This window comes from Serinicoccus hydrothermalis, assembly GCF_001685415.1.
GTDB lineage: Bacteria > Actinomycetota > Actinomycetes > Actinomycetales > Dermatophilaceae > Ornithinicoccus > Ornithinicoccus hydrothermalis.
In genome coordinates, this window is the sequence record NZ_CP014989.1 from 2,682,688 (window position 1) to 2,703,033 (window position 20,346).

Below are 20,346 nucleotides of genomic sequence, written 5' to 3' on the forward strand. Positions count from 1 at the left end.
CGTCGACCCCACGGGCCCCACGCGTCACGTGATGCCAGGAAATCCTGATCCGCGCACGTCATAGCGTGAGCGGATCAGGATTTCCTGGCGTTCGGGTGCGGGTGGGACGCCTGGGACTAGAGGGGTGAGGCCGGCCGGTATGCCTCAGCGGTCGGTGGTCGTGCCGCCGGACTCGGTCGACGCCGGGGCGACGGGCTGGGCGCAGTAGCTGAAGTTCTTGCCCTCCGCCGCGTGGTAGCTCGCCCGCGTGCCGTCCACCTCGAGCACGAGCTGGTAACCGGGCACGAGCGCCTGGGTGTACATCATCCCCTCGCGCGGGCAGCCGATCGAGCCGTCGCTCCAGGTGACCGCGGCATACCCCGCGACCGTCACGGCGCTGCTCTCGACCCCGGCCCGCTTGGCCTCGGCGTCGATCGCGGCCTGGACGTCGTCACGCTGCACGACCTCGTCGGGCACGGGGCCGAGCGGCAGCGCCGACTCCCCGCCGGGGGAACTGGGCAGCGCGGTCTGGGTGGGCTTGTCGATGGGCTCGTCCACGGTCTCGGTGCTCCCGTCCTCGGTGGTCTCCTCGCCGTTCTCCTCGCTCGAGGACGACGACGTCGCGGCGCCCGTGTCGACATCGGTCTCGCCGCAACCGGCGAGCGCGGCGGTCAGCGTGAGCGCGGCGAGGGCCAGGGTCGTGCGGCGTCTGCGGATCATGGGATGACACCTCCAGGTCGCGTCCCCGCCAGTCTAGGTCGGTGCATCGGGGCGCGATCCGCGGTGCGATGAGGGTGAGAGTGTGGGGCGCCGGTCCCTGATCCGGCGCCCCACCCTCCTGTCACCCCCACCGTCCCGCACGAGTGCGGCCCCTCACGACGGGGTGTGTCGGCTGTCCCGAACCGACACTACCTAGACGTCGTGGGGAGCGGATTCGTTGCACGCAGATACTGTGATCTCTGTCACATCCCAGAGGTATGCCTCATCCCGCCGGTCGCAGGGTCAGCGCCTGCACCACGGTGCCCACCGGCCCACTCACGTCGTGCACGACGCTCGAGGTCTGCCCGAGGCCCGTCGGCCCCCACGAGACACGGGTGTCCAGCCCGACCCAGGGGCCTTCCGGCAGCCGGTGCAGGTGCAGCGTGAGGTCCACGTTGGGGAAGGCCCAGTCGCGCGGCGCCGCACGCCCGGCCGTGCCGTTCGCGGTGTCCAGCAGCCCCACCCAGGACGCCAGCGCGGAGGCCTGCTCGTCACCACCGACCAGCGGCACCGGGGTGCGGACCCAGGTCTGCCCGCGGCCGGGGCGGGAGCCGGGCACCGCGCGGAAGTCCAGGGAGCGGATGAAGCCGCCGCCCCAGTGCTCCATCCCGCTCCACGCCTCGAGACCTTCGGGGCCGGGCAGGTCGGCGTGCTCGCCCTCGGCCACCGCGGTGGTGTCGCTGCCCACCAGCCGCCAGGCGGTCATCCGCACCGCCGCGCGCCCGGCGATCTCGACGCTGGACTCCAGCAGCTCGATGGTGCGCCCCGGCCGGAGCACCCGCGTCGTGACGGTCATCTCCTCGCGGCGGATGAAGCCCAGGATGTCGACGCTCAGCCGCGCCCACTGCAGGTCCTCGCGCGGATGGTTCAGCTCCAGCGTGTGCAGCAGCAACCCGATGACCGGGGCCACGTGCTGCTCGTCCGGCGACCACGCCCCCTGGACGTCCTCGGTCGGGAGGTACCTCCCCTCGCCCAGCGCTGTGAAGTAGTGCCGCCCGTCCGCTGTCATGGTGCGCGAGTGTAGTAATGGACCCATGCCATCTCGCGCAACGACCCCGGGCGACGCGGCCGGCGCAGCCACCACCGCCGCGCGGCACGCTGCGGACTGGAGCCGGATCGCCCGGGAGGTGATCGGCACGGCATACCCCTGGGCGCCGGCGCACGTCGTCACCGGCCCCGACGACACCGACGTCACGCCGCACCGCCTGCACCCGGCCTTCCACGGCTCCCTCGACTGGCACTCGTGCGTGCACATGCAGTGGTCGCTGGTCACCCTGCTCACGAGGTATGCCGGTGCGCTCGGCGAGCGCGAGGCCGCCGCGGCGCGCTCGCTGCTGGAGGAGCGGCTCACCCCGGAGCACGTGCGGGTCGAGGTGGACTACCTGCGCGCCCGGCCCGGGTTCGAGCGTCCCTACGGCTGGGCCTGGGCGGCCCAGCTCGCCGCGGCGGCGCACGAGCTCGGTGTGCGGGACCCGCAGGCGGCCGGCTGGGCGTCGGCGCTGGCCCCGCTGATCGACCTGGTCGCCGGGCGGGTGCTGGAGCACCTGCCGCGGCAGGCCTACCCGGTCCGCCACGGCAAGCACCAGAACGACGCCTTCGCCCTGCTGCTGCTGCGCGACGCCTACGCCCGCCTGGGCCGGGAGGACGTGGTGCGCGCCTGCGAGGAGGCGGCGCGGGCGTGGTTCGCCGACGACGGGCCGGCGCCCACGGACGCCGAGCCCGGCGGGTCGGACTTCCTGTCGCCGGCGCTCACCGAGGCGCTGCTCATGACGGCGGTGCTCGAGCCGGGCGACGCGCGGCGCTGGCTCGAGCGGGTGCTGCCCGGGCTGGGGGAGGGCCGGCACGCGCACCTGCTGGCCGTGCCGGAGGTCCGCGACCCGACCGACGGCCAGGGCGCGCACCTCCTCGGGCTCGCCCTGTCGCGGGCCTGGGCGCTGCGGACTCTGGCAGCCTGGGTGCAGGAGAGTCCCGCCGCGGCGCTGCGCGCGGCGGCGGACGAGCAGGAGGACGCGGTGCTGGGCGACATCACGCAGGGCGACTTCATGGCCACCCACTGGCTGGTGTCCTTCGCGCTGCTCGCCGACGGGGCGCCGGGCCGGTCGTGAACGAGGCATACCGCGGCTGGACCGTCCGGCGCCGGCTCCTCGCCCTCATGGTCGGGATGATGGCGCTCGGCATCGCGCTCACCGGGGTGCTGTCCTTCGCGTTGCAGTTCCGTTCGCTCGACGAGCGGGTGCAGGCCGACCTCGAGCAGGAAGTGCAGGAGGTGCAGGCCTTCGCGCAGTCCGGGCCGCTGCGCGACGGCGAGCCCTACACCGACGCCGAAGCGCTGCTCTTCGCCTTCCTCCGGTCCTCGATCGCCTCCTCCAACGAGGCCTTCCTCGCGCTCGTCGACGGCGAGCCGCTCTTCCAGAGCACCGGGGAGCGCGACTTCGACGTCGCCCACGACGACGTCCTCGCGCTCGTGGGCCGGACCGACGTCGGCCCGGGGCGGGCCGTCATCGACACCGTCGACACCCAGGGCACGACCCTCACGGTGATGATGGCCGACGTGCAGCTGCCGGAGGAGGAGCGGTGGGCCACCTTCGTCGTCGCCATCGACACGGGCACGCTCACCGGGCAGATCTGGCGCCGGGTGTGGACGTATGCCGGTGTCGGGCTCGCCTCGCTCGCGCTCGCCGGCGCGCTCGCGCACGTCGTGCTCGGCCGGCTCCTCCGCCCGCTGCGCGAGCTGCAGGAGGCGACCGCCCACATCACCACCGAGGACCTGTCGCGCCGGGTCGAGGTCTCGGGGGAGACCGACATCACCGACCTGGCGCTGCGCTTCAACGGCATGCTCGACCGGATCGAGGAGGGGGTGCAGATGCAGCGCCAGTTCCTCGACGACGCCGCGCACGAGCTGCGGACCCCGCTGACGATCCTGCGCGGCAACGCCGAGCTGCTGCGCGCGGACGACCCCGAGGACGTGCGCGCCACCCGGACGCTCATGCTCGACGAGGTCGACCGGATGCAACGGCTCGTCGACGACCTGCTCATGCTCGCCCGCGCCCAGCGGCAGGACTTCCTGCGGCCGGTGGACGCCGACGTCACCGAGCTGGCGGTCGAGTGCATGGAGCGGCTCACCGCGCTGGGGGAGCGCCAGTGGCGGCTCGCGGCGCACGCCGAGGGGCGGATGACGCTGGACCGGCACCGGCTCATCCAGGCCGTCGTCCAGCTCGCCGCCAACGCGGTGAAGTTCAGCGAGCCGGGCAGCATCGTCGAGCTCGCCACCGAGTGGGTCGGCGAGGAGGACCCGCAGCACGCCCGCGCGGTCAAGGGCGGGGCCCGGCGCGCGCCGCGCTACCTGGCCCTGTCCGTCTCCGACCACGGCACGGGCATACCCGAGAGCGAGCAGGACCGCGTCTTCGAGCGCTTCGGCCGGGCCGAGGCCGCGTCCTCGGTCGAGGGCAGCGGCCTCGGGCTGGCGATCGTGTCCGCGATCGCCGAGGCGCACGGGGGCGCTGTCGGGGTCGACTCGGTCGACGGGCTGGGCTCCCGGTTCACCATGTGGATCCCCGCGACCGGGGCGCGCGAGGAGGACGGCCAGGTCGGGCCGGCCGAGCGCGACCGCACCGGCAGCCTCACCACCGGCGGGTAGCCTTCCCCGCATGGCGCACATCCTGATCGCTGAGGACGAGGACGGGATCGCCCGGGTGATCGACCGGGGGCTGCGGGGGGACGGGCACCGGACCACCCTGGTCACCGACGGGATCGCCGCGCTCGAGGCGGCCAGCAGCGGCCAGGTGGACCTCGTCGTGCTCGACGTGGGGCTGCCGAAGATGGACGGCTTCACCGTGCTGCGGATGCTGCGCACCATGGACGAGCCGGTGCCGGTCATCATGTGCACCGCCCGTGACTCGGTCGAGGACACGGTGCACGGGCTGGAGAGCGGGGCGGAGGACTACCTGCCCAAGCCGTTCCGGGTCGAGGAGCTGCGGGCAAGGGTCAAGCTGCGGCTGCGCCAGCACGCCGAGGCCCAGGGCGGCGGACGCTCCGACGACGTCTTCGAGGAGGGCGGCGTCCGCCTCGACATCCCCGCCCGCACCGTGACCGTCGACGGGCGGCAGGTCGAGCTGTCCGCCCGCGAGTTCACGCTGGCCCGCGAGCTCATGGACCACGCTGGGCAGGTGCTGAGCCGGGACCAGCTCCTGGACCGGGTGTGGGGCTTCGAGGTCACCGGCAGCTCCAACGTCGTCGACGTCTACATCCGCTACCTGCGCTCCAAGCTCGGCGCCGACCGGATCACCACGGTCCGCGGCGTCGGCTACCGCTTCGAGCACTGACCCGCCGTCCCCCGACCGGACACCCCTTCTGTCCGCAACCGGGCATACCTGCTGACCTGCGATGAGAGGACTCTCATCGGTATGTCATGGACGGCTCATCCCGGGTGTGTTCACTCGTCCTCACGCACCGACCACCGGGTCGGGCGGGAGAGGACGAGATGGACACGGGCACCAGCACCCCCGCCCCGGGCGGCGGCCACGAGCCGCTGCGCGTGGTGTTCTACTCCCACGACTCGCAGGGGCTCGGGCACTTCCGGCGCAACCGGGCGCTCGCGCACACCCTGGCCCAGCGGCTGCCCGTCCTCACCGGGCGTCCGGTCACCGGGCTGCTGCTCAACGGGGTCGCCGGCGCTGCGGCGCGCAGCCTGCCGCGCGGCTTCGACGTCGTCACGCTCCCCGCGATCGGCAAGACCGCGTCGCACCAGGGGTATGGCCCGCGTCACCTCCAGCTCGGCATGGACGCCGTGCTGTCGGTGCGGGGCGAGATCGTCCGGGCCACCGGGCTCGCCTTCCGCCCCGACCTGGTCGTCGTCGACCGGCACGCGCTCGGGGTCGGCGGTGAGCTGCTCGCCGGGCTGCACGCGATGCGGCGCGAGCTGCCGCAGACGCGCTTCGTGCTCGGCCTGCGGGACGTCCTCGACGCCCCGGAGGCGGTCGAGTCGGAGTGGCGGATCACCCCGGCCGAACTCGTCGCCGAGCTCTACGACGAGGTCTGGATCTACGGCGACCCCGCGGTCCACGACCTGCGCACCTCCGGGGAGGTCCCGGACGAGCTCGCGCCGCTGATCCGCTACCAGGGCTTCCTCGCCCACGGCCGGGCGGAGGAGCCGACCGACCTCGACCCGGAGCGGCCCTACGTCGTCACCACCGCCGGGGGCGGCAGCGACGGCACCCGGCTCTGCCTTGCCGCGGCCCGGGCCGAGGTGCCGCGCGGCCACCAGCACGTCCTCATCACCGGACCGCAGATGTCCGACGCCGACCACCGCGCCGTCGAGCGCGAGGCCGGCCCCCGCACCTCGGTGACCCGCAGCGTCGACGACGCGGCGGGGCTCATCCGGCGGTCGGCGGCCTCGGTCTCCATGGCCGGCTACAACACCGTCGCCGAGACGCTGGCCACCGACGTGCCCGCCCTCCTCGTGCCGCGCGAGCGTCCGCGGACCGAGCAGCTCATCCGGGCCCGGGGCCTGGAGCGCGTCGGAGCCAGCGACCTGCTCCGGGAGCAGGACCTCACCCCGCAGGCGATCAGCCGGTGGTGGGCGAGTGCCGTGCGCCGCACCGTCGACCGGCGGGCCCTGGACCTGGGCGGGCTGCGGGCGGTCGCGGGCTCGGCGGCCCGGCTCGTGCGCACCTCGCCCGTCCTCGCCGACCGGACAGGCCTTGCCGACGGTGCGGGGCGGACCGAAGGGGTGTCCGGTCGGGAGAAGGTGCTGAGCCATGTCGGCTGAGCGCACCGCCTACGTCCTCAAGGTCTACCCCCGCTTCTCCGAGACCTTCGTCGTCACCGAGATCCTCGCCCGCGAGGCGGCCGGTGAGGATCTCGCGATCTACGCCCTGCGGCCGACCTCCGACTCCCGCTTCCACCCCCAGCTCGCGCAGGTCCAGGCGCCGGTGACCCACCTGACCAAGGCGCACAAGCTCTCCGACGAGTGGGCCGTCCTCGCCCGGGCCCAGGCCGAGCTGCCCGACTTCGGGGAGCGCTTCGGCGCGCTCATGCCGCTGCTGGTCCGCCTGGACCCCTCGGCGGTCGCCCAGGGCGTCGAGCTCGCCCTGCAGCTGCGGCGCGACGGCATCACCCGGGTGCACGTGCACTTCGCCAACCTCGCGTCCTGGTGCACCGCCATCGCCTCCGCGCTCACCGGCATACCCTTCACCGTCACGACGCACGCCAAGGACCTCTTCCACGACGACGTCGACCGCGTGGTGCTGCGCGAGGTGCTGCGGCGGGCCGCGGCGGTCGTCACCATCAGCGACTACAACCGCCGCTTCCTGCTCGAGCACGTGGACCCCGACCTGGGGTCCAAGGTCGAGCTGGTCCGCAACGGCCTCGAGCTGGGGCGGTTCACCTACCGCGACCCGGCGCTGGTCGACGGCACGCTGCGCGTCCTCGCCGTGGGCCGGGTCGTGGAGAAGAAGGGCTTCGACCACCTCGTGGACGCGGTCGCCCTGCTCCGCGCGGAGGGTATGCCGCTCGAGGTCCGGATCGTCGGCGAGGGCGAGCGGGCGGACGAGCTGGCCGCGCAGGTGCGCCGACTCGGCCTCGAGGACGTCGTCACACTGCTCGGCTCGCGCAGCCAGTCCGAGCTGGTCGCCGAGCTGGGCCGGGCCGACGTGCTCGCCGCCCCCTGCGTCGTCGGTGCCGACGGCAACGCCGACGGGCTGCCCACCGTGCTGCTCGAGGCGATGGCCAGCGGCGTGCCGTGCGTCGCGACCGACGTCACCGGCATACCCGAGGCGATCCGGGCCACGCCCGGCGGACCCAGGACCGGCCTCCTGCTGGACCACGACCGCGAGGGCCTGGCCGCCCGCGTCGCGCAGGCGCTGCGCGAGGTCGCCGACCCCGCCTGGCCGCGCGTCGAGGTCGCCCGCGCCGCGCGGGCCCTGGTCGAGCGCGACTACGACACCACCACCCAGGCGGCGCACCTCGCCGCCGTGACCGCAGGAGCATCCCGATGACCCGCGTCGCCTACGTCTGCGCCGATCCCGGCATCCCCGTCTTCGGCACCAAGGGCGCCAGCGTCCACATCCAGGAGATGGTCCGCGCCTGGCGGGCGCGCGGCGCCGAGGTCGAGGTGTATGCCGTGCGCCTCGGCGACGCCGCGCAGGTGCCCGCCGACCTCGCCGACCTCGTCGTGCACCACGTGCCGGTCGGGAAGGTCGGGGGCGGGTCCGGTGACCCGGGCGCGGCCGCGCGCCGCGAGGTGGCCCAGCGGCAGGCGGCCGCCGAGATCGCCCGCCGCGTGGTCGTCGCGGCGCCGGACGTCGTCTACGAGCGCTACTCCCTCTTCTCGCCGGTCCTCGCCCTCGCCCGGCGCGGGCTGGGGGAGCGGGTGACCACCGTGCTCGAGGTCAACGCGCCCCTCATCGACGAGCAGCGCTAGCACCGGGTGCTCGTCGACGGGGCGGGCGCCGAGGACGCGCTGCGGGCCCAGGTCGGCGCCGCGGACGTCGTGGCCTGCGTCAGCGAACCGGTGGCCGCGTGGGTGCGGGAGCGCACCGGGGTCGCGCCGGGCACGGCTCAGGTCGTCGTCGTGCCCAACGGCGTCAACACGGCACGCATCCGCCCGGTGCGGCCGGACCTCACCGGTGACCCGGTCGTCGTCTTCGTCGGCACGCTCAAGCCCTGGCACGGGGTCGAGCAGCTCGTGGCCGCCGCGGCCCGGGCGCGGACCCGGTGGCGGCTGCGCGTCGTCGGCGACGGCCCGCAGCGGGCGGCGGTGGAGGCGGCCGCGGCCGAGCACGGGCTCGCGGTCGAGCTCACCGGCGCGGTGCCGCCCGAGCAGGTCCCGGACGCCCTGGCCGGCGCGCTCGTAGCGGTGGCCCCCTACCCCGCGAGCGGCGACCACTACTTCTCCCCGCTCAAGGTCTACGAGTACGCCGCCGCCGCCCTGCCCGTCGTCGCCTCCCGGATCGGCCAGATCCCGGCCGTGGTGCAGGACGGGCGGACCGGGCTGCTCGTGCCGCCCTCCGACCCCGACGCGCTCGCGGCCGCGATCGACGCCCTCGTCGCCGACCCCGACCGGGCCGCCGCCATGGGCGCGGCCGGGCGGGCGCTCATGGAGCGCTCGCACACGTGGGCGCACGTGCTCGACGCCACCCTCGCCCCGCTCGCGACGGGCACGTCGACGGGCACGGACGACCCGGCAGCGCGGAGGGCCTCGTGAGCGCGACCGACGCGCCGGCGGCGACAGACACCCCTGACGCGCCGGACGCCCCCGACGCGCAGGGCTCGCCGCTGCGCCGGACCCTGCGCCTGGTGCTGCCGCACCTTGACGGCCAGCGCACCCTGCTCGCCGGCGGCGGCGTGCTGCTCCTCGCCGAGGTGCTCTTCCGGGTGCTCGAGCCCTGGCCGACGAAGCTGGCCATCGACGCGCTCACCCGCAGCCTCGGGGCCGACCTCGCCGACTCCGGGCCGCAGGCCAGCCTGCAGCTGCTCCTCGCCTGCGGCCTCGCGACGATCGCCATCATCGGGCTGCGGGCGGTGTGCAACTACGGTGCCACCGTCGCCTTCGCGCTCGGCGGCAGCCGGGTCGCGACGAGGCTGCGCGCCCGGGTCTTCGACCACGTGCAGGGCCTGTCCCGCAGCTACCACGGCCGCGCCCGCTCCGGCGACGTCGTCCACCGGCTCGTCGCCGACGTGGGGCGGCTGCAGGAGGTCGCCGTCAGCGCGGGTATGCCGCTCGTCGTCAACGTCTTCACCCTCGTCGCCATGCTCGGCGTCATGACCTGGCTCGACCCGGTCCTGGCCCTCATCGTGCTCGTGGCCATCCTCGTCTTCGGGCTCTTCTCCCGGCTCTCCACCGGCAAGATCACCACCGCCTCCCGCAAGACCCGGCGCAGCGAGGGCGAGCTGGCCAACGTCGCGCAGGAGACCCTCACGGGGATGACGCACGTCCAGGCATACGGGATGGAGGGGGACCGCTCGGCGACCTTCCAGGGGTCCAACGACCGCTCGCTCAAGGACGGCGTGGTGGCCCGCCGCCTCGCGGCCGGGCTGGAGCGGCGCACCGACGTCCTCGTCGGGATCGCGACCGCGGCGGTTCTCATGCTCGGCGGGATGCGGGTGCTGCAGGGCGCCATGACCCCCGGCGACATGGTGATCTTCCTGACCTACCTCAAGACGTCGATGAAGCCGCTGCGCGACCTGGCGAAGTACACCGGCCGCATCGCCCGCGCCAGCGCCTCCGGCGAGCGGGTCGCGGACCTGCTCGACGAGACCCCGGACATCGTCTCGCCCGCCGACCCGGTGCGGCTCGGCGTCGTGCGGGGCGGGCTGGAGCTGCGCGACGTCACGCTGGAGTTCGTCCCCGGCCTGCCGGTGCTGCGCGGGGTCGACCTCGCGGTGGCGCCGGGGGAGCGGGTCGCGGTCGTCGGACCCTCCGGCTCGGGCAAGTCGACCGTGGCCTCGTTGCTCCTGCGGCTGCTCGACCCCGGCTCGGGCAGCGTCCACCTGGACGGCACCGACCTGCGCGAGCTCGACCTGCGCGACCTGCGCGGCCAGATCGCGCTGGTCCAGCAGGAGGCCGTCCTCTTCACCGGCACCATCGAGGACAACATCCGCCAGGGCCGGCCCGAGGCCAGCGACCACCAGGTGCGCCGCGCGGCCCGGCTGGCCCGGGTCACCGAGTTCACCGACGATCTGCCCGACGGGCTGCAGACGGTGGTGAGCGAGCGGGGCGGCAGCCTGTCCGGCGGTCAGCGGCAGCGGATCTCGCTGGCCCGCGCCTTCCTGCGCGACGCCCCGGTCCTGCTGCTCGACGAGCCGACGACCGGGCTGGACCCGGACAACGTCACCCTCGTCGGCGAGGCGATCGCGGAGCTGAGCCGGGGCCGCACCACGGTGATGATCACCCACGACCTCGACATCGCCCGCGCCGCCGACCGCGTCGTCGTGCTGGAGCAGGGTCGGGTGACCTGGTCCGGCCCGCCGGAGCAGGCGCCGCTGGACGGGGTGCTGGAGGAGAGCCGTGGCTGAGCACGCGAAGGTCCACGCCCCGGCCCGCGCCGTGGACGACCCGGTCCTCAAGCTGCTGCTGGACCCCGAACGGCTCAGCGCGCTGCTGCGCACCCCGGTGCGGGTGACCCGGGTCCGCCCCAAGACCGGGGTGAGCCACACCGCCGCGCTCGTGGACGGCACCGGGACGGGATGGGTGCAGGTGCTCGTCGGCGAGGCCCGGGCCAAGGGGGTGAAGGCCCGCGAACGCGCCGAGCGCTACGGGCTGGGTCATCTCGTGCGCACGGTGCCGCTGCCGCAGTGGGACGCCGAGCTGCTCTGGGGCGGGATCGCCACGGACCCGGCGCTCGCGGCGCCGCTGCGGCGATCTGGCCTCGACCTCGGTGCCGATGGGCTGAGGGTGCTGCGCTACAACCCGCTGCGCCGGGTCGTCGTCCGCGACGGCGAGGAGGTCGTGCGCATCAGCGCCGCGCGCCACCGGGACGACATGGTCGCGGTCGCCCGCGCGCTGCACGACCGGGGGGTCGCCGTCGTGACCCCGCTGGACGGTGCTGACGGCTCGGACCGCCGCGGTGGCCGGGTGAGCCGGTGGCCGTGGGTCGAGGGGGAGGACCTCGCCACCCTCGAGCAGCGCTGCGCTCCCCTGCCGCCGGCCGACCCCGGGCGGGACGACGTCCTGGACCGGGTGGCCGCCGCCGGGGCGGTCGCGGCCCGGCTCCACGCGGTCCCGGTCAGCGCCGTGCCCTCGCTGGAGCATCGGGGATGGGACGACCTGCTGCAGTCCGCCGGGCGGGCCGTCCGGCAGCTCGAGACCGTCGCGCCGGAGGTGGCGGACGAGGCGGGGCGGGCGCTGTCCGCGCTGCCGCGCACCGTGCCCACCGGCCCTTCGGTGGTGCTGCACGGCGACCTGTCGTTGGACCAGTTCCTCGTCGGGCAGGACGGGCAGGTCCGGCTCACCGACCTGGAGCGGGCCTGCCTCGGCCCGGTCGGGCTGGACCTCGCCTCGCTCGCGGCCGAGCAGCTCGTGCGCCTCGTCGACCCGGCAGGGCCGGACCGTCCCGGCGACGGCGCTGACGGTGCCGACGTGGCGCAGGCCTTCGCGGCGGGCCACGGGGCGGAGCCCGCCGGACCGGTATGGGTGGCGGCGGCGCTGCTGACCCGGGTCGCCGGACCCTGGCGGGCGCAGACCCCGGGCTGGGCCGCGCACACGCGCCGGATCGGCGAGGTCGCTCTCGAGCACGCGATGCGCCACTCGGCGGAGCGCTCCGCGGGCGCGGCCTCGCCCGGACGTCGCGCCGGGAGCACACCGGTCGGCAGCACACCGGCCGGCAGCACACCGGCCGGCAGCGCGCCGGCCGGCTCGCCCGCTCGTGCGGTCCCTGGCCCCGCGGTGCCGTCGACCGTCCGCACCGCCGACGGCGAGACCGTGCGGGTCGACCGCGCCTGGCCGCACAGCGACGGCACGGCGCAGGTCGCGATCGAGGGCCGGGACGCACGGGGCCGGCTGCGCGCCGGCGTCCTCGGCGAGGACGGCGGGCTCGACCTGCTGCCTCCCGGCGAGGACCCCCGGCTGCCGGGCCTGGCCGCCGCGGCCCGGACGGGCAGCCTGCTGGTGCACCGGCCCGGCCGTCGCGCGGTCGTGCACACCGCGGAGGGCTACCTCAAGGTCGTGCGTCCCGGTCGGGCCGAGGCGGTGGCGGCCGGGTCACGCATCGGTGCGCGGCTGGCCGACGGTGCCGGTCTCGGGTCGGCCGTGGTGCTGGCGATCACCGGTGACACGGTCCGTTTCGCCGCGCTGCCCGGCATACCGGTCCAGCGGCTGTCGGCGGACCCGGCCTGGCCGGCGGTCTGGGACGCCTGGGCGGACGCCTGGACCGTGTGGCAGACCCTGCCCGCCCCCGACCTCCCCGAGCACGGACCGGGGCACGAGGCCGAGGTGCTCCGGACCTGGGCGCGGCGGGCGGACGCGGTCGGCGTGCTCGCCGGCACGCCCTGGGCGGACCGGCTGGAGCGCACCGCGGCCGCGCTGGAGACCTCGCCCCGCGTGGGGACGGTCCCGGCGCACCGGGACCTGCACGACGGGCAGGTGCTGTGGGACGGCGAGCGGCTGGCGCTCATCGACCTGGACACCGTCTGCCGGGCCGAGCCGGCGCTCGACCTCGCCAACCTCGAGGCCCACGCGCGGCTGCGTCGCGCCCAGGGTCTGTGGTCGGGCCGGGCCGCCCGGGTCGTGGGCCAGGCGGTCGACCGGGTCGCCGGTGCCGGCGGCGTGGAGGAGGACCGGATGGCGCTGATGCGCCGGGCGACCCTCGCCCGGCTCGCGGCCGTCTACGCCTTCCGGCCGCGATGGCGGGAGACCGTGCTCGCCTGGGCGGACGAGGAATGGTGCCGTGGCCTGGGCGGATGAGAGACCTCTCATCCGGGTCTCACCGGTCTCTCCGACGGGTCGGGCACAGTGGTGACCATGAAGATGCTCGCCTCGGCCCTGGCCCTCGTCCTCATCGGTCTGACCGGTGGGTGGCTGTGGATCGACGCCGCCGCCGACGCTCGCGAGACCGAGGGGATCGTCGTCGTGGGGGCGCTGGAGCAGGCCGACGGCAGCGCCTCGCACGCGCGCGCGGCCGGTGACAGCGGCGCGGCCGTCATCACCGGACACCTCGTCGGCGCCGTGCAGGAGGGCACCCGGCAGCTCTCGGGGACCTTCGAGCAGGCCCGCAGCGAGGCGGAGCAGGCGGCCGCCGAGAAGGAGGCGGCCGAGAAGGCCGCGAAGGAGAAGGCGGCCCAGGAGAAGGCAGCCGAGGAGAAGGCCGCGGAAGAGAAGGCCGCCGAGGAGAGGGCTGCCGAGGAGGCCCGGCAGGCCGAGCGCGAGGCGCAGGAGGCGCAGCCCGCCCCGGCCCAGGTCCAGCCCTCGCCCGTCCTGTGCCGGGACGACGACGAGTGGGAGGAGTGCGACGACGACGACTGGGACGACGACTGGGACGACTGATCCCGCCGTCGCGCGCCTAGTCTGGGCGGGTGAGCACCCACCGTCCGGCGGTCCCGCCCACCACGCTGTCGCGTCACAGCCTGCTCGTCGAGACGCTGCTCGTCCTCGGCGTCAGCCTGGGTGCCTCGGCGCTCTGGTCGGTGCTCAGCCTGGCCCGCAAGCTCACTGCGCAGGGCGGGCTGGCCGCGCAGACCACGAGCATGAACACCAGCACCACCCCGGACCGGCCCTGGCTCGACCTCGCCCACCAGCTCGTCGGCATCGGGCTCGCGCTGGTGCCGGTGCTGCTGGCGGTGCACCTGCTCGGCCGCGGGATCTCCCGCCCCTGGCGCTTCCTGGGGCTCGACCGCACCCGGCCGGTGCGCGACCTGGCGCAGGGCACGATGCTCGCCGCGGTGATCGGCATACCGGGGCTCGGCCTCTATCTCCTCGCCCGCGGGCTCGGCGTCAACACCACCGTCGCGCCGGCGAACCTGCCGGACGTCTGGTGGGCGGTGCCGATCCTCGTGCTGGCCGCGGTGCAGAACGCGGTGGTCGAGGAGGTCATCGCCGTGGGCTACCTCTTCACGCGGTGGGCCCAGGCCGGGTGGTCGACCTGGACGATCATCGTCACCTCGGCGCTGCTGCGCGGCAGCTACCACCTCTACCAGGGCTTCGGCGGCTTCGTGGGCAACGTCGCGATGGGGATCATCCTCGGCTGGTTCTACACCCGGACCCGCCGGGTCATGCCGCTGGTCGTCGCGCACACGCTCCTCGACGTCGTGGCCTTCGTCGGGTATGCCGCGCTCGCCGGGCGGGTCGACTGGCTCTGACCGGAGCGGGTCGCCGCGCGCGGGACTGACAGGTGGCGCACAGGTCGCGCTGGGCGGGGGCATACCCCGGGCGGTGATCGTGGGGTGGACGCCGCGCCCTGCGGCGACCGACGACCCTGGAGGGAACCACCATGAAGAAGACCACCGCCACCGTGCTCGGTGTCACCGGACTGGCCGCCGTCGTCATCGGCTTCGGCGTGGCCGTCCCCAGCATCGCCGAGGACAACGAGCAGAGGACCACGACGGTCGACGCCGCGACGGGCACCGCGGAGCCGGAGGCACCCCAGGCGCCGGAGGACGGGACGACGCCGGAGGGCACGACGACCCCCGACGGCACGACCCCGCAGGACCCGGGTATGCCGGCCGCGCCCGGGCCTGGCGCGATGGCCGGCCCGCGCGGGCTCTCGCTCGCGACCGCCGCGGAGGTGCTGGGCCTGGGCGAGGAGGACCTGCTCGCCCAGCTGGCCGAGGGCACGACCCTGGGCGAGGTCGCCGACGCCCAGGGCGTGGCGCGGCAGGAGCTCGTCGACGCGCTGGTCGCCGAGACCGAGGAGCAGCTCACCGCGCTGCTCGACGAACCGATGACCGGGCTCGGCATACCGGGCGGCGGCATGGTGCCCGGTGGGACGCCGGGGGAGGGGCAGGGCACGGCGCCCGGCCAGGAGGGCACCCCGGACCTGCCCTGGGACCCGGACGGCTCGACCGGGCAGGACGGGTCGGGCACCGGCGAGGAGGACTCCACGGCGACCACCGACGGCAGCACCGCGTAGGTGGGGGCGGGGCGCGGCATACCCTGGACCCATGACGCAGATCGTCCACCTGCCCGAGCAGGATCGCTGGGTCGCCCGCGCGGAGGACCGCGAGACCGGGTACCTCTCCTACGAGCTCGACGGCGGCCTCCTCGACCTGCAGCACACGGTCGTCGAGCCGGAGGCGCGCGGTCAGGGCCTGGGCGGCCGGCTGGTCGAGGCGGCGCTGGGGTATGCCCGCGCCGAGGACCTGCGGGTGCGGCCGACCTGCCCGTTCGTGCCGGCCTACGTCGCGGACCACCCCGAGCACGCCGACCTGCTCGAAGGGGCGGCGGGCGGTGCCGGTGGCGCCGAGGGCGTGCCGACCGTGGAGATCCGGGACCAGAGCATCCGGCTGGGGCAGCTGCTCAAGCTGGCCGGGCTGGTGCAGGACGGGGCGATGGCGCGGATGGTCATCGAGAACGGCGAGGTGACCGTCGACGGCGAGACCGTGATGCGGCGCGGCACGCAGGTGCGGCCCGGTCAGGTCGTGACGTATGCCGGTGAGTCGGTCTCCCCGGTCAACGGCTGAGGCGGCGCGCCCCGTGCGGCGTCTATCCTCGGTGGGGTCGAAGGAGGTCCGATGACCCTCTCCCCCCACGGCTCCAGCGCGGTGGCCACCGGCTCGCTGCGCAAGGGGCTGCCGGTGATGCTGCTCGGCGGGATCCTCGCCTGGGTCGCCGGGCAGTCGTGGAGCGTGCAGCGCGGGTCGGGCGAGGTCTTCCAGGTGCTCATGGCCTACGGCAACCTCGCGGTGATGGCGGTCGCCGCCCAGCTCATCGCCGGACCCCGCGGGCGGGCCTGGATGATGGCGACCGCCGGGGCGATCGGCATGACGGTGCCGTGGTTCTTCGGTCTCGCGGTCGCCCAGGACGGCCAGGGGGTGCTCGTGCCCACGCTCGTCGTGGCGGTGACGAGCTGGGGGATGACCTATGTCGTCTCCACCCTCACCCGCATCACCGTCCGCCGCCGCGGCCGCTGAGGTGCGCCGGGCCCTCCGCCAGGCTCAGCCGGGCCGGGCTCAGCGCCGACCGGCATACCTGGACCCGCCGGGCCGCCCGGCATACCTGCCTGAATTCGACCTCTCGAAACGTCGCCATGGCGACGTTTCCAGAGGTCGAAATCGTGCTGGCGCGACCGTCGCCGGAATTCGACCGTGCTTTTCACTGCCATGGCGACGTTTCGAGAGGTCGAATTCGGGGGAGGGCCCGGAACACCGACACCGCCCGGCCCGCGACCGAGCGCAGGCCTGCGACCGGGGCCAGGCCCGCGACCGGGCTCGGGCCCGCGACGGGGGTCAGCCCTGCGTCCGCAGCCACTCCGCGGCGACGTCCAGCAGGCGGTCGTTGGCCTCGGTCTCGCCGATCGTGCAGCGGACGCCGTCGCCGGCGAAGGGCCGGACCATGAGCCCCCGCTCCTGCGCGGCCTGGGCGAAGGGCACGGCGTCGTCGCCGAGCGGGAGCCAACAGAAGTTGCCCTGCGCCTGCGGCACCTGCCACCCCTGCTCGCGCAGCCCGGCCACGACCCGCTCGCGCTCGCCGACGAGCTCCTCGACCCGGGCGAGCAGCTCGTCCTCGGCCGCCAGGCTGGCGATCGCGGCGTGCTGCGCGAGGTCGGTCACGCCGAACGGGGTGGCGGCCTTGCGCAGCGCGGTGGCGACCGCGGCGTGCGCGACGGCATACCCGATCCGCAGCCCGGCCAGGCCGTAGGCCTTGGAGAAGGTCCGCAGCACGACGACGTTCGGGTATTCCTGCGCGATCGCCAGCGCGTCGGACACCGACTCCTCGGTGGTGAACTCGACGTAGGCCTCGTCGACGACCACGAGCAGGTCGCTCGGCACCTTGTCGAGGAAGGCGCGCAGCTCCTGCTCGGTCACGGCCGGGCCGGTGGGGTTGTTGGGCGTGCAGACGACGACGAGGCGGGTGCGGTCGGTGATCGCCTCGGCCATCGCGTCGAGGTCGTGCCGCGCATCCGCGTCCAGCGGCACCTGCACCGAGCGGGCGCCGGAGAGCGCCACGACGATCGGGTATGCCTCGAAGCTGCGCCAGGCGTACACCACCTCGTCGTCCGGGTCGCAGGCGATGGCGACGAGCTGGGCCAGGACCGCGACGCTGCCGGTGCCGGTGGCCAGCTGCTCGACGGGGACGCCCAGTCGCACGGCCAGCGCCTCGGTGAGCGCGACCACGCCCATGTCGGGGTAGCGGTTGACCTGCTGCGCGGCGTCCGAGATGGCCTGCGTGACCGAGGGTAGCGGGGGGAAGGGGTTCTCGTTGGACGAGATCTTGTAGGACGTGACCCCCTCAACCGGCGCCGGCGGCTTCCCCGGGACGTAGGCCGGAACCCCGGCCAGGGTGCTGCGGAGACGGACGGGCGCGGGCTGGTCGGTCATGGGGTCAGCGTAGCCAGGGGTCTGCGGCCAGAGGTGCCTACCCTCAGCCCTTCCCTGTGCACGGATCTGCAGCCTGTGCACGCCACAGGAACCCCAGCCACACCTGTGCACGCTTGCTGGAGCAAGGCTGCAGATATTTCCTCGGCTCCGCCCCAGCAAGCGTGCCCAGGTCTGACCGAGGCTGGCGAGGTCAGCGGCGCGCGGGGAGTACATCGGTCGCGGCGAGGTCGTCCCCGACGAAGAGCAACGGCTCGCCGCTGGTGACGGAGAGGGCATACGAGAAGCAGTCGCCGTAGTTCAGCCGCGCCGGATGGCCGGACCCGCGACCGAAGCGCCGGTATGCCGTGCGCGCCACCTCGGCGTCGCGGGCGGTGACGGGCACGACCTCGACGGCGAGCTCGCGCAGGAGGTCGTCCAGCCGCGCGCCGTGCGTGGACGAGCGCTGGTCGGCGACGATCCCCACCTCGAGCCAGGTCGCGGCGGACATGCGGCACTGACCCGCGAGCGCGGTCCTCGCGAGATCCTCGAAGCCCTCCTCGCCCTGCAGGATCGCGAGCAGGGCCGAGGAGTCGAGGATCATCGCGGGAGCCCGGTCCGGTCGTCGTAGAGGTCGTCGGCCGAGGCGATCTCCATCTCGCCGACGAGCCGGGCGTCGGCCGCGGCGAAGGCGTCGACGACAGCGCGGACCCGCTCCATCCGGGGCCCGAGACCGGCTCCGTCGGGGTCGACCTCGTAGTCGCGCAGCAGCCGGGTCAGCGCCTCCCGACGGCACCGGTCTGGGACCGTCCCGTCACGCGGGCGGCCTCCCGGGCGAGGGCGTGGACCCGTTCGCTCTTGATGTTGAGGCTCACAGTGCCATTCTACCCGTCGAGAGATCTACCCTTCTACCATCACGTTCTTGAGGCCCGAGAGAGTCGTCGCGCACCGCCGCGCGGATGCCAGCGCCCGGACAGCCGCGCGTGGGATCATGGGCGGCATGAAGATCCTCGCCAGCATCGTGGCCAACGGTGTCGCCCTCTGGGTCGCGGCCTCGCTCCTGTCCGGCATCGAGTTCGGCGGACAGGGTCTGTCGGCGCTGCTCACCGTCGTGCTCGTCGCCGCCGTCTTCGGCGTCGTCAACGCCTTCGTCCGGCCCTTGGTGCAGCTGCTGTCGCTGCCGCTCATCATCCTCAGCCTCGGGCTGTTCCTCGTCGTGATCAACGCCCTCATGCTGCTGCTGACCTCCTGGCTCGCCGGCGTCCTCGGCCTGGACTTCCAGGTCACCGACTTCTGGTGGGACGCCGTCCTGGGCTCGATCATCATCTCGGTGGTCTCGATGTTCGTCGGGATGCTCCTGCCGGACGGTCGCAGCCGTCCATGACGTCGCCCGGCCGCGCCGCGTCAGCATGCCGCGAGGTCAGGCTGACGTCTGCGGTACCGTCGCCAGGCACGTCCCCAGCACGAAGGAGTTCCGCGTGAGCGACGACGAGGTCGCGGCCAGCGCCGCGCCCGGAGGTCACGAGCCGCCCGAGCGCGACATCACCGACGGCGGGCCCGAGATGGTCCAGTTCCTCGCCGCCGACGGCACCCGCGTCGAGCTGAGCGAGAGCAACGAGCCCTACGCGGCATACCTCGAGGACGTCGGCACCGACGAGATGGTCGCGATGCTGCGCGACCTCATCCTCGTCCGCCGGGTCGACGCCGAGGGCTTCGCGCTGCAGCGCCAGGGAGAGCTCGGCCTGTGGCCCAGCCTGCTCGGCCAGGAGGCCGCCCAGGTCGGTGCCGGCCGCGCGATGCGCCCGCAGGACTACGCCTTCCCGGGCTACCGCGAGCACGGTGTCGCCTGGTGCAAGGGGGTGCCGCCGGAGAACCTGCTCGGGATGTTCCGGGGGGTCAACCACGGCGGGTGGGACTCCAACGACAACAACTTCCACCTCTACACCATCGTCATCGGCAACCAGATGCTGCACGCCGTCGGGTATGCCATGGGCGTCGCCCGCGACGGCGACGTCGCCACCGGCGACGCGGACCGCGACACCGCGGTCATGGCCTTCACCGGTGACGGCGGCACCGCGCAGGGCGACTTCAACGAGGCGCTCGTCTTCGCCGCGGTGACCCACGCGCCGGTCGTCTTCTACGTCCAGAACAACCACTGGGCGATCTCCGAGCCCAACGACCGGCAGTTCACGATCCCGCCCTACCGCCGCGCCGACGGTTTCGGCTTCCCGGGGATCCGGGTGGACGGCAACGACGTGCTCGCCAGCTACGCCGTCACGCGGTATGCCCTCGACCGGGCGCGCAACGGCCAGGGGCCGACGCTCGTCGAGGCCTTCACCTACCGCATGGGCGCGCACACCACGTCCGACGACCCGACGAAGTACCGCATCTCCGCCGAGGTCGACGCGTGGAAGGCGAAGGACCCGATCGACCGCATGACGGCATACCTCAAGGCCGAGGGCGCCATCGACGACTCCTGGGTCGAGGAGACCCAGGCGGAGGCCGACGAGCTCGCCAAGCGCATCCGCAAGGCCTGCCAGACCATGCCCGACCCGCCGCACGAGGAGATGTTCGCGCACGTGTATGCCGAGCCGCACCAGCTCATCGAGCGAGAGTCCGCGCAGTTCGCGGACTACCAGTCCGGGTTCGAGGACTGAGGCGCGA

21 protein-coding genes are annotated in these 20,346 nt (G+C 74.4%); 16 read left to right on the forward strand and 5 right to left on the reverse strand.

The window, feature by feature from the left end:
• Window positions 1-144: 144 nt before the first annotated feature.
• Together SGUI_RS12420 and SGUI_RS12425 are read right to left on the reverse strand one after the other, a co-directional pair.
• Window positions 145-699 carry a hypothetical protein gene (locus SGUI_RS12420; RefSeq protein ID WP_066640780.1) on the reverse strand — a complete coding sequence of 185 codons (555 nt, stop codon included), beginning with the start codon at window positions 697-699 and terminating at the stop codon, window positions 145-147.
• A 262-nt stretch (window positions 700-961) separates the two neighbouring features.
• Complete coding sequence (locus SGUI_RS12425; protein ID WP_066640781.1) at window positions 962-1,747, reverse strand: thioesterase family protein; 786 nt, start codon at window positions 1,745-1,747, stop codon at window positions 962-964.
• A gap of 25 nt (window positions 1,748-1,772) precedes the next feature.
• On the opposite strand from SGUI_RS12425, the gene SGUI_RS12430 reads away from it, so the two are divergent.
• From SGUI_RS12430 to SGUI_RS12490, 14 genes are all read left to right on the forward strand, one after another.
• Window positions 1,773-2,843 carry a DUF2891 family protein gene (locus SGUI_RS12430; protein WP_066640782.1) on the forward strand — a complete coding sequence of 357 codons (1,071 nt, stop codon included), beginning with the start codon at window positions 1,773-1,775 and terminating at the stop codon, window positions 2,841-2,843.
• Complete coding sequence (locus tag SGUI_RS12435) at window positions 2,840-4,375, forward strand: sensor histidine kinase (protein WP_066640783.1); 1,536 nt, start codon at window positions 2,840-2,842, stop codon at window positions 4,373-4,375. Before SGUI_RS12430 ends, SGUI_RS12435 begins: the two co-directional genes overlap by 4 nt.
• Before the next feature lie 10 nt (window positions 4,376-4,385).
• Window positions 4,386-5,060 carry a response regulator transcription factor gene (locus SGUI_RS12440; protein ID WP_066640785.1) on the forward strand — a complete coding sequence of 225 codons (675 nt, stop codon included), beginning with the start codon at window positions 4,386-4,388 and terminating at the stop codon, window positions 5,058-5,060.
• Between the two features lie 158 nt (window positions 5,061-5,218).
• A complete protein-coding gene (locus SGUI_RS12445) occupies window positions 5,219-6,505 on the forward strand; it encodes a glycosyltransferase family protein (RefSeq protein ID WP_066640788.1) in 1,287 nt (428 codons plus the stop codon).
• Window positions 6,495-7,733: a glycosyltransferase gene (locus SGUI_RS12450; RefSeq protein ID WP_066640789.1), complete on the forward strand. Its 1,239-nt coding sequence runs from the start codon at window positions 6,495-6,497 to the stop codon at window positions 7,731-7,733. The genes SGUI_RS12445 and SGUI_RS12450 overlap by 11 nt, the downstream gene beginning before the upstream one ends.
• Window positions 7,730-8,158, forward strand: coding sequence for a glycosyltransferase (locus SGUI_RS18075; RefSeq protein WP_237141351.1), 429 nt, complete (start codon window positions 7,730-7,732; stop codon window positions 8,156-8,158). The genes SGUI_RS12450 and SGUI_RS18075 overlap by 4 nt, the downstream gene beginning before the upstream one ends.
• 6 nt (window positions 8,159-8,164) lie before the next feature.
• Window positions 8,165-8,941 carry a glycosyltransferase family 4 protein gene (locus tag SGUI_RS18080; RefSeq protein WP_237141352.1) on the forward strand — a complete coding sequence of 259 codons (777 nt, stop codon included), beginning with the start codon at window positions 8,165-8,167 and terminating at the stop codon, window positions 8,939-8,941.
• A complete protein-coding gene (locus SGUI_RS12460; RefSeq protein ID WP_237141353.1) occupies window positions 8,938-10,752 on the forward strand; it encodes an ABC transporter ATP-binding protein in 1,815 nt (604 codons plus the stop codon). Before SGUI_RS18080 ends, SGUI_RS12460 begins: the two co-directional genes overlap by 4 nt.
• Window positions 10,745-13,138 (forward strand): aminoglycoside phosphotransferase family protein, encoded by a 2,394-nt coding sequence (locus tag SGUI_RS12465; protein ID WP_066640791.1) that lies wholly within the window; start codon window positions 10,745-10,747, stop codon window positions 13,136-13,138. Before SGUI_RS12460 ends, SGUI_RS12465 begins: the two co-directional genes overlap by 8 nt.
• A 57-nt stretch (window positions 13,139-13,195) precedes the next feature.
• The gene (locus SGUI_RS17735) at window positions 13,196-13,717 is read left to right on the forward strand and encodes a hypothetical protein (protein ID WP_066640793.1); all 522 of its coding nucleotides are present in this window, start codon (window positions 13,196-13,198) and stop codon (window positions 13,715-13,717) included.
• A 29-nt stretch (window positions 13,718-13,746) separates the two neighbouring features.
• Entirely contained in the window at window positions 13,747-14,529 is a 783-nt protein-coding gene (locus SGUI_RS12475; RefSeq protein WP_066640795.1) for a CPBP family intramembrane glutamic endopeptidase, read from the forward strand.
• A gap of 131 nt (window positions 14,530-14,660) precedes the next feature.
• A complete protein-coding gene (locus tag SGUI_RS12480) occupies window positions 14,661-15,299 on the forward strand; it encodes a hypothetical protein (RefSeq protein WP_066640797.1) in 639 nt (212 codons plus the stop codon).
• 31 nt (window positions 15,300-15,330) lie between these two features.
• The gene (locus SGUI_RS18350) at window positions 15,331-15,849 is read left to right on the forward strand and encodes a GNAT family N-acetyltransferase (RefSeq protein ID WP_083190674.1); all 519 of its coding nucleotides are present in this window, start codon (window positions 15,331-15,333) and stop codon (window positions 15,847-15,849) included.
• Between the two features lie 51 nt (window positions 15,850-15,900).
• The gene (locus SGUI_RS12490) at window positions 15,901-16,299 is read left to right on the forward strand and encodes a hypothetical protein (protein ID WP_066640799.1); all 399 of its coding nucleotides are present in this window, start codon (window positions 15,901-15,903) and stop codon (window positions 16,297-16,299) included.
• Window positions 16,300-16,614: 315 nt separating this feature from the next.
• Here the strand turns inward: SGUI_RS12490 and hisC are convergent, their stop codons facing one another.
• The 3 genes from hisC to SGUI_RS17155 all read right to left on the reverse strand — a co-directional run bounded on the left by hisC (window position 16,615) and on the right by SGUI_RS17155 (window position 18,557).
• Window positions 16,615-17,706: a histidinol-phosphate transaminase gene (hisC, locus tag SGUI_RS12495; protein ID WP_066640801.1), complete on the reverse strand. Its 1,092-nt coding sequence runs from the start codon at window positions 17,704-17,706 to the stop codon at window positions 16,615-16,617.
• Window positions 17,707-17,896: 190 nt separating this feature from the next.
• Window positions 17,897-18,286: a type II toxin-antitoxin system VapC family toxin gene (locus SGUI_RS12500; RefSeq protein WP_066640803.1), complete on the reverse strand. Its 390-nt coding sequence runs from the start codon at window positions 18,284-18,286 to the stop codon at window positions 17,897-17,899.
• Between the two features lie 172 nt (window positions 18,287-18,458).
• A complete protein-coding gene (locus SGUI_RS17155; protein ID WP_083190675.1) occupies window positions 18,459-18,557 on the reverse strand; it encodes a type II toxin-antitoxin system VapB family antitoxin in 99 nt (32 codons plus the stop codon).
• A gap of 125 nt (window positions 18,558-18,682) precedes the next feature.
• On the opposite strand from SGUI_RS17155, the gene SGUI_RS12505 reads away from it, so the two are divergent.
• Together SGUI_RS12505 and pdhA are read left to right on the forward strand one after the other, a co-directional pair.
• Window positions 18,683-19,066 (forward strand): phage holin family protein, encoded by a 384-nt coding sequence (locus tag SGUI_RS12505; RefSeq protein WP_066643369.1) that lies wholly within the window; start codon window positions 18,683-18,685, stop codon window positions 19,064-19,066.
• 94 nt (window positions 19,067-19,160) lie between these two features.
• On the forward strand, window positions 19,161-20,339 hold the full coding sequence (gene pdhA / locus SGUI_RS12510) for a pyruvate dehydrogenase (acetyl-transferring) E1 component subunit alpha (protein ID WP_066640805.1): 1,179 nt from the start codon (window positions 19,161-19,163) through the stop codon (window positions 20,337-20,339).
• Window positions 20,340-20,346: the final 7 nt, after the last annotated feature.